Consider the following 8,579-nt stretch of genomic DNA (forward strand, 5'->3'; position numbering starts at 1 on the left):
AAATTTAAAAAAAATCCCAAAAACTTATAGGATTTGGGATTTTAGTATTCAAAATTTATTTTTTAAATATTCTCTTCTTGTTCTTTATCTAAATATTCTTGTACAATATTTATTGCATTGGTTACTACGTCGCTTAAAGCTGTAATAAACGTTCCGTCTTCGGCATTGTCGATGGCGTGTTTAATGGCTTCTACTTCTTTACTGATAATTTCATGTGTAACATTTCTGCCAGAAGCGGCGATGCCTTCCATAATCAAACCAATAATTTCTTCTTCGGTTCTTCCGCGAAGGTATTTTTCTTGACGGATGATGATGTGGTCAAACATTCGTGCTGCAATTGTAGCGCATTCTTTAATGTCTTCGTCACGTCTGTCACCAACACCTGCGATAATTCCGATTTTTTTGGTAGCTTCAACACTACTTAAATATTCTTCAACACCTCTATAACCTGACGGATTGTGAGCAAAGTCAATCAATACTTTAAATCGTCTGAACTCAAAAATATTCATTCTGCCTGGCGTTTGTGCCGCACTTGGAATGAATGTTTGTAGTGATAAACTGATGTCTTCGGTTTTGAATCCTTGTAAATAAGCTGCAAGAGTTGCCGCAAGTACATTGGCAATCATGAATTTAGCTTTTCCACCTAAAGTTAAGGGAACATGCGTTGCTCTTTCTACACGAATTTTCCATTCGCCTTTCTTGATGGTGATGTATCCGTTTTCGTAAACTGCTACAATTTTTCCTTCTTTAGCAAATTGCTTCACTTTCGGATTGTCTTCATCCATAGAGAAATACGCAATATTGCAACTCAATTCGTTTGCGATTTTCAAACATTGGTCGTCTTCGGCATTTAAAATTGCCCATCCATCTTTTTTGATACTTCGAACAACAGTTGCTTTAACTCGAGCTAAATCATCTAAATTATGAATATCGGCTAATCCTAAATGATCTTCTTGAATGTTGGTGATAATTCCGATATCGCATCGGCTAAAACCTAAACCAGAGCGAAGGATTCCACCACGAGCTGTTTCAAGAACGGCAAATTCTACGGTTGGATCTTTTAGAATATATTCGGCAGAAATTGGTCCGGTTGTATCGCCTTTTTCCATCAAATGATTTTGAACATAAATACCATCGGAAGTGGTGAATCCAACTCGGTAACCATTATTTTTTACAATATGTGCAATAAGTCGAGTAGTAGTGGTTTTTCCATTAGTTCCGGTAACTGCAATAATCGGAATTCTACTAGGTTTTCCTGGAGGATAAAGCATGTCAATAACTGGAGCGGCGACGTTTCTAGGCAAACCTTCGCTTGGCGCTAAGTGCATTCTAAAACCTGGCGCAGCATTAACTTCAAGAATACAACCACCATTTTCTTTTAACGGTTGCGTTAGATTTTCTGCCATGATATCAACACCACAAATATCCAATCCGATTACGCGAGAAATTCTTTCGCAAAGGAAAATATTTTCGGGATGCATCATATCAGTTACATCTACCGAAGTTCCACCAGTACTTAAATTCGCTGTCGATTTTAAGTAAACAACTTCATCTTTTCTAGGAACTGTTTCTAAAGAATAGCCTAATTTTTCTAATAAATCTGTAGTATCTCTATCGACATCAATTTGGGTTAACACATTTTCGTGACCATAACCACGTTTCGGATCAAGATTAGTTTCATCAATTAATTGTTGGATAGTTTGTTTTCCGTCACCTTTTACGTGAGCAGGTTCTCTTTTTGCGGCAGCAACTAGCTTATTGTCAATTATTAAAACTCTAAAATCGTAACCAGTAATGAATTTTTCTACAATAACTCTGTGACTGTATTTTTTTGCGTAGGCTAAACCTTCAACAGCATCTTCCCATTTTTTCACATTAATTGAAGCACCTTTTCCGTGATTTCCGTCTAATGGTTTTAGTACGATTGGATATCCAATTTTATTAACAACTGCAGCCAAATCATCTTCATCAACACAAATTCCGCCACTTGCTACAGGAATTGAAGCAGCATCTAACATCTTCTTGGTTTGCTCTTTATTACAAGCAATATCTACTGCAATGCTACTGGTTTTACAAGTAATAGTTGCTTGAAAACGCAATTGATTTACTCCATATCCTAGTTGTACCAGTGAGTTTGTTCCAAGACGAATCCATGGAATATCTCTTGCAACAGCTTCTTCGACAATACTTCCTGTTGATGGTCCAAGACGCACGCGTTCACGAATTTCGCGCATTTTTTGAATGTCACCTTCTACATCATATTCTGTACCTGCAATTAATGATTCGGCAATAGCAACGGCACTTTCTGCAGCAAAAAGTCCAACATTTTCTTCTGTGTAACTGAATACTACATTGTATATTCCAGGAGTTTTTGTTTCACGTGTTCTACCAAAACCAGTTTCCATTCCGGCAAGCGATTGAATTTCCAAGGCGATATGTTCAATAACGTGACCCATCCAAGTTCCTCTTTCTACACGTGAGAAGAATCCACCTCGGCATCCTTCTGAGCAACGATGCTCAATCATTGTAGGAAACATAGCTTCGATACGCTCGCGAAAACCTTCAATTTTATTAGTTGGACGCTCTTCCATATCTTCTAAATCCAAACGCATCTGGATTAGTTTTTTTCTTTGTACACTCCAAATATTTGGTCCACGTAGCGCTTGAATTTTATCGATTTTCATATAAACAGAAAGGTTTGAATTATAATAATGAGTTGATAATTAATGTATTAATATGTAAATCTTAATCAGATTCTATAATTTTTTTAGAAATGTATAGTGATTCTGTTAAAAAAATTAGATATAATTCAACTAAAATAGATTTTTTTAATTAGTTGGCAAAATTTATTTCGACTAAAATTATCAACTTTTTTTGGTTATAAAATATTTGAAAAAAAAGAGGTCAATAATTGCTTGTTATATCTTTTTATTTATTTTTACAAAATGAACATACGAGGAAAATTAATAATAATTGGTGGTGCTGTTGATAAAGGCAGTTTTACTGAAACGAATTTGGACAGGAATGCTCCAAAAAACTTGAATTTTTTTGAAGAAGGAATTTTAAAAAGACTAATAAAAGAATCAAAGCTTAAGGAATTATCTAGAATTGAAGTAATTACAACCGCTTCTAAAATTCCAAAAGAGATTGGACCAGAATACGTAAAAGCGTTAAGTTATTTGGGTGCAAATAATGTAGATATTTTGGATATTGTACGTCGTGAACAAGCAATGGATGCAGAAGTTTTAGCACGTTTACGGGCAGCAGATGTAGTTATGTTTACCGGTGGTGATCAATTGCGATTGACTTCTATTTTAGGCGGAACTCAGTTTGACGATATTCTAAGGGAAAAATATATCAATGAAGATTTTATTTATGCAGGAACTTCGGCTGGTGCAGCTGCGGCTTCTAGTAGCATGATTTATCAAGGAAGTAGTAGCGAAGCATTATTGAAAGGCGAAGTAAAAATTACATCTGGGTTAGGATTAATTGACGGTGTAATTATTGATACCCATTTTGTACAACGCGGACGTATTGGAAGACTTTTTCAAGCTGTTGTGGGAAATCCTAAAGTTCTCGGAATTGGACTTGGAGAAGACACTGGTTTGTTAATTACAAATGGTCGTCAGATGGAAGCAATTGGTTCTGGGCTTGTTATTTTAGTTGACGGACGAGAAGTGAAAGATACTAATTTAACTCAAGTAGAATTAGGTCAGCCAATTTCAATCAATCATTTGGTAACGCATGTTATGAGTAAGAATGATACGTTTGATTTGGATACTTTTAAAATGACTATTAAATCGTCACAATACGTTTAATTCCATATTAAATAGTAGATATCTGATATCAAATATTTAAATCTAATATTTAAAGATGAAAATAATAATTCATGGTGGTTTTTTCTCAGAATCTTCTACTAATCATGAAACGAAAGTTGCTAAACAAGAAGCATTGTTGCGAATTGTAAAAGATTCGTATGCTTATTTGCAAACGCATTCGGCAGTTGAGACTGTTGTTTATGCAGTTTCTTTATTAGAAGATGATGCGTTGTTTAATGCAGGAATTGGTTCACAGATTCAAAGTGATGGAAAGATAAGAATGAGTGCCTCTTTAATGGATGGTACAACACAAAAATTCAGTGGAGTTATCAATATTGAAGAAGTCAAAAATCCGATACAAGTTGCTTTAGAATTGATGAAAGTTGATGATAGAGTTTTGGGTGGAAGTGGAGCAACTAATTTTGCAAGACACCACGGATTTGAAAAATTTTCTACAGAAATTACGCAGCGAAGAGCCGAATATGAAGCAAAATTAGCGGCAACTGGAACCGGAACCGTAGGTTGTGTGGCATTAGATAAAAGTGGAAATCTTGCTGCTGCAACATCAACTGGAGGAAAAGGATTTGAAATTCCGGGAAGAATATCTGATAGTGCTACCGTTGCTGGAAATTATGTCAATGAATATTGTGGAGTGAGTTTGACTGGAGTAGGCGAAGATATTGTAAGTAATGCAACCGCTGCTAAAATTGTTACGCGAGTTACCGACGGATTTTCATTAGACAAAGCATTCGAAAAAACATTTGCCGAATTGAAACCTTATGATGGTTTTGCAGGTGCAATTGCTATTGATAAAAATGGAAACATGTTTCACCAAGATTCGCATCCAAGTATGGTTTTTGCGAGTTTTGATGGTGAGAAGGAAGAGGTTTTTGGTTAGAGATGTTGATTGAAAATAGTTATTTCTAATATAGCCCTGATTGAAGCGGCATCTCCCGATTTTTCATCGGGAATATAGCGAAAAGCAGGACAGGTGTTGATTGAAAGATGGACGTCTGCTTCTAAAACAAAAAAAATCCCAATCTTTCGACTGGGATTTTCTTTATGTAAGTAAGTTAAACTGGTTGTACAAACGTTTTTTATTTTACTTTATTCACAACAGCTTTGAAAGCTTCTGGGTGATTCATTGCTAAATCTGCTAATACTTTACGGTTCAATTCGATACCGTTTTTCTTAACTAATCCCATGAATTGAGAGTAACTTAATCCTTCTAGTCTAGCACCAGCGTTGATACGCATAATCCATAGAGCACGGAAGTTTCTCTTGTTTTGTTTTCTATCGCGATAAGCATAAACCATCGCTTTTTCAACTGCGTTTTTAGCAACAGTCCAAACGTTTTTACGACGACCAAAGAAACCTTTGGCTTGCTTCATTATCTTTTTTCTTCTTGCTCTTTTAGCAACTGAATTTACTGATCTTGGCATAATTTTCTTGTGTTTTTTGTAGCAGGCGTTCCGAATTTAATCAAGGAAACTTAAAGCCATACTCCAAGGTTATTTAAAATTGTTTTAACCTAAAGAATTATTTTATAGTTGACAATAAATTGTCGATTCGATTAGATAATTCTTAATTGTTGTTTAATGCTTTTCTCATCTGTTTTGTGAACCAAAGCAGAATGTGTTAAAGCTAATTTACGCTTCTTAGACTTTTTAGTCAAGATGTGGCTTTTGAAAGCGTGTTTTCTCTTGATTTTTCCAGAACCAGTAACTTTGAATCGTTTCTTGGCGCTAGATTTTGTTTTCATTTTAGGCATAATTTCCCTAATTTATTTAAATTTAACTTACTTACTTTATTGATAATCAGCATTCTGATAATAGGAAACTGATTTACTTTTTCTTTTTCGGAGCAATATACATAATCATTCTCTTTCCTTCAAGGACAGGTAATGCTTCTACTTTTCCGTGGTCTTCTAAATCTTGAGCTAGACGTAATAATAATATTTGTCCTTGCTCTTTATAGATGATTGAACGTCCTTTAAAGAATACAAATGCTTTCAGTTTAGATCCTTCTTTAAGGAACTTCTCAGCATTTTTTCTTTTAAATTCATAATCGTGCTCATCTGTTTGCGGTCCAAAACGAATTTCTTTAACTACAATCTGGGTAGATTTAGCTTTTAATTCTTTATCACGCTTCTTTTGCATGTAAACAAACTTTTTATAGTCCATTATCTTACATACAGGTGGTTCGGCATTTGGCGAAATCTCTACCAAATCCAATTCAAATTGATCAGCAAGACGCATAGCATCTGCCGTTTTAAAAATACCTGGTTCTACATTGTCTCCAACAAGACGTACTTCAGGCACACGAATAAAGTTATTTATTCTGTGTTCATCTTTTTTTTCTACTCGAGGTTGATAACCTCTGTTGTTTCTAATTGCTATGGCGTAATTATTTTAGTTAAACTTCAAATGTTTTTAATGTTTTGGCAACTTCTTCGTTTACAATTCTCACAAATTCTTCAATTGTAACCGTGATATTTCCTTTTCCTTCTTGTCCATGTCGACGTATAGAAACGGTTCCGTTTTTCTCTTCTTCCTCTCCTATGATAAGCATGAACGGCATTTTTTGAATTTCTGCATCCCTGATTTTCTTACCAATAGTCTCGTTGCGGTTGTCAATTAGGGCGCGAATTTCGTGATTTTCTAGCAGATTTAAAACTTTTTTAGCATAATTTTCATATTTCTCACTTAAAGACAAGATAATCGCTTGCTCAGGCATCAACCAAAGTGGGAAATTTCCTGCCGTATGTTCTAGTAAAATTGCTATAAATCGTTCCATACTTCCAAATGGCGCTCTGTGAATCATAACTGGTCTGTGAAGTTTATCATCAGCGCCTTTATAAGTCAATTCAAAACGCTCTGGAAGATTGTAATCCACCTGAATCGTCCCTAGTTGCCATTGTCTTCCAAGAGCATCCTTCACCATAAAGTCTAATTTCGGTCCGTAAAATGCAGCTTCACCATATTCTACAACTGTATTCAATCCTTTATCTGCAGCTGCATTAATAATAGCATTTTCAGCTTTTTCCCAATTTTCGTCGCTACCTATATATTTATCTCTATTTTCTTGATCACGTAATGAAATCTGTGCGGTAAAATTTTCAAATCCTAACGATCCAAATACATATAGTACAAGGTCAATTACTTTTTTAAACTCTTCGTCCAATTGTTCCGGAGTACAGAAAATGTGTGCATCATCCTGAGTAAATCCACGTACACGAGTCAAACCGTGAAGTTCACCAGATTGTTCGTAACGATATACTGTTCCAAATTCTGCGTAACGTTTTGGTAAATCTTTGTATGACCATGGTCTTACGTTATAGATTTCACAGTGATGCGGACAATTCATAGGTTTCAATAAAAACTCTTCTCCTTCTGCAGGAGTAGTTATTGGCTGAAAACTATCTGCACCGTATTTTGCATAATGCCCAGAAGTTACATAAAGTTCTTTCTGACCAATATGTGGCGTTACAACTTGTTCATATCCACCTTTTTTCTGAGCTTTCTTTAAGAATTGCTCTAATCTGTCTCTTAAAGCAGCGCCTTTTGGTAACCACAATGGTAAACCTTGACCAACTTTTTGAGAAAAAGCAAATAATTCAAGTTCTTTTCCAAGCTTTCTGTGATCTCTGCGTTTTGCTTCTTCAAGTAACTCTAAGTATTCAGTTAAATCTTTTTGTTTTGGGAATGAAACTCCGTAAACGCGAGTCAACTGCTTGTTTTTCTCGTCACCACGCCAATAAGCACCAGCAACACTCATTATCTTCATGGCTTTAATAATTCCAGTATTCGGAATATGTCCACCACGACACAAATCAAAGAAGTTAGCATGATCACAAAAAGTAATCGTCCCGTCTTCTAAGTTTGATATTAGTTCTGTTTTATATTCGTTATCTTTATAAGTAGCTAATGCTTCTGCTTTCGAAACAGCACGCATCTTAAATTCATGCTTCTCTCTAGAAATCTCCAAAACTCTATCTTCAATAGCTTTAAAATCGGCATCCGTTATTTTGTTATCACCAAAATCAACATCATAATAAAACCCATTATCAATAGCTGGTCCAAGAGTCAATTTAATACCATTGTATTTTTCCTCTAAAACCTGAGCCATAACGTGAGAAGTAGAATGCCAGAAAGCTTTTTTACCTTCTTTGTCATTCCACGTATATAATATAAGTGAACCGTCGGTCGTCAATTCCGTCGAAGTTTCTATAGTTGTACCATTAAAAGCAGCCGAAATTACATTTCGGGCTAATCCTTCACTGATGCTTTTTGCAACATCCATCGGAGTCGAACCATTTGCGAACTCCTTAACCGAACCGTCAGGTAGAGTAATCTTTATCATTCCTTAAATTTTATGGACTGCAAATATATAAGATTAACAAAACCCACACAATATATATAGGTATAATAGTTAGTATTTTTTTCGGGAGCGAGTGGTTCGGGCATTTTCAGTTGTCCATTTTCCCGCTTTCGCTCCAATAAAAGCAGTTTTTAAAGAAAAAACTGCTTTTATTTTCACTACAATCGGGGCTATTTGAGTAATCTATTTGCGAAGAGGAGGGATTTTCAGGAGCAATTTCACTATAATTTCACTTCTAAGAAAAATAATCAAAAAAACTTTAGCAAACAACAATCTTGTTTTCAGGTAATTAAAAAAAACTTTCAAAAAAGGATTAAAAAAGACTTGCGAGATTGAAAAAGATACTTACTTTTGCACCCGCATTAAGGCAGACGTTCATTA

The 8,579-nt window shown here is 35.2% G+C and carries 7 protein-coding genes; 2 read left to right on the top strand and 5 right to left on the bottom strand.

Annotated features, from left to right (window positions below):
- Nucleotides 1–62 precede the first annotated feature (62 nt).
- Nucleotides 63–2,684, bottom strand: a complete 2,622-nt coding sequence (cphA, locus tag LG45_RS02860; RefSeq protein ID WP_035124196.1) for a cyanophycin synthetase — start codon at nucleotides 2,682–2,684, stop codon at nucleotides 63–65.
- 261 nt (nucleotides 2,685–2,945) lie between these two features.
- Here cphA and LG45_RS02865 point away from each other — a divergent pair, with 261 nt between their 5' ends.
- Together LG45_RS02865 and LG45_RS02870 are read left to right on the top strand one after the other, a co-directional pair.
- The gene (locus LG45_RS02865; protein WP_035124198.1) at nucleotides 2,946–3,818 is read left to right on the top strand and encodes a cyanophycinase; all 873 of its coding nucleotides are present in this window, start codon (nucleotides 2,946–2,948) and stop codon (nucleotides 3,816–3,818) included.
- Between the two features lie 55 nt (nucleotides 3,819–3,873).
- Entirely contained in the window at nucleotides 3,874–4,716 is an 843-nt protein-coding gene (locus LG45_RS02870) for an isoaspartyl peptidase/L-asparaginase (protein ID WP_035124200.1), read from the top strand.
- Nucleotides 4,717–4,915: 199 nt separating this feature from the next.
- Here the strand turns inward: LG45_RS02870 and rplT are convergent, their stop codons facing one another.
- The 4 genes from rplT to thrS all read right to left on the bottom strand — a co-directional run bounded on the left by rplT (nucleotide 4,916) and on the right by thrS (nucleotide 8,180).
- A complete protein-coding gene (rplT, locus tag LG45_RS02875; protein ID WP_035124202.1) occupies nucleotides 4,916–5,260 on the bottom strand; it encodes a 50S ribosomal protein L20 in 345 nt (114 codons plus the stop codon).
- Nucleotides 5,261–5,391: 131 nt separating this feature from the next.
- Complete coding sequence (gene rpmI, locus LG45_RS02880; RefSeq protein ID WP_011921545.1) at nucleotides 5,392–5,589, bottom strand: 50S ribosomal protein L35; 198 nt, start codon at nucleotides 5,587–5,589, stop codon at nucleotides 5,392–5,394.
- Between the two features lie 73 nt (nucleotides 5,590–5,662).
- Complete coding sequence (infC, locus tag LG45_RS02885; protein ID WP_081932019.1) at nucleotides 5,663–6,211, bottom strand: translation initiation factor IF-3; 549 nt, start codon at nucleotides 6,209–6,211, stop codon at nucleotides 5,663–5,665.
- 22 nt (nucleotides 6,212–6,233) lie between these two features.
- On the bottom strand, nucleotides 6,234–8,180 hold the full coding sequence (thrS, locus tag LG45_RS02890; RefSeq protein WP_035124205.1) for a threonine--tRNA ligase: 1,947 nt from the start codon (nucleotides 8,178–8,180) through the stop codon (nucleotides 6,234–6,236).
- Nucleotides 8,181–8,579: the final 399 nt, after the last annotated feature.

Source organism: Flavobacterium aquatile LMG 4008 = ATCC 11947 (assembly GCF_000757385.1).
GTDB classification, from domain to species: Bacteria; Bacteroidota; Bacteroidia; order Flavobacteriales; family Flavobacteriaceae; genus Flavobacterium; species Flavobacterium aquatile.

Bases quoted from the DNA above. Each gene is read 5' to 3' on its own strand.
- rplT (WP_035124202.1), bottom strand. From the start codon at position 5,260: ATGCCAAGATCAGTAAATTCAGTTGCTAAAAGAGCAAGAAGAAAAAAG.
- LG45_RS02870 (WP_035124200.1), top strand. From the start codon at position 3,874: ATGAAAATAATAATTCATGGTGGTTTTTTCTCAGAATCTTCTACTAAT.
- rpmI (WP_011921545.1), bottom strand. From the start codon at position 5,589: ATGCCTAAAATGAAAACAAAATCTAGCGCCAAGAAACGATTCAAAGTT.
- thrS (WP_035124205.1), bottom strand. From the start codon at position 8,180: ATGATAAAGATTACTCTACCTGACGGTTCGGTTAAGGAGTTCGCAAAT.
- cphA (WP_035124196.1), bottom strand. From the start codon at position 2,684: ATGAAAATCGATAAAATTCAAGCGCTACGTGGACCAAATATTTGGAGT.
- LG45_RS02865 (WP_035124198.1), top strand. From the start codon at position 2,946: ATGAACATACGAGGAAAATTAATAATAATTGGTGGTGCTGTTGATAAA.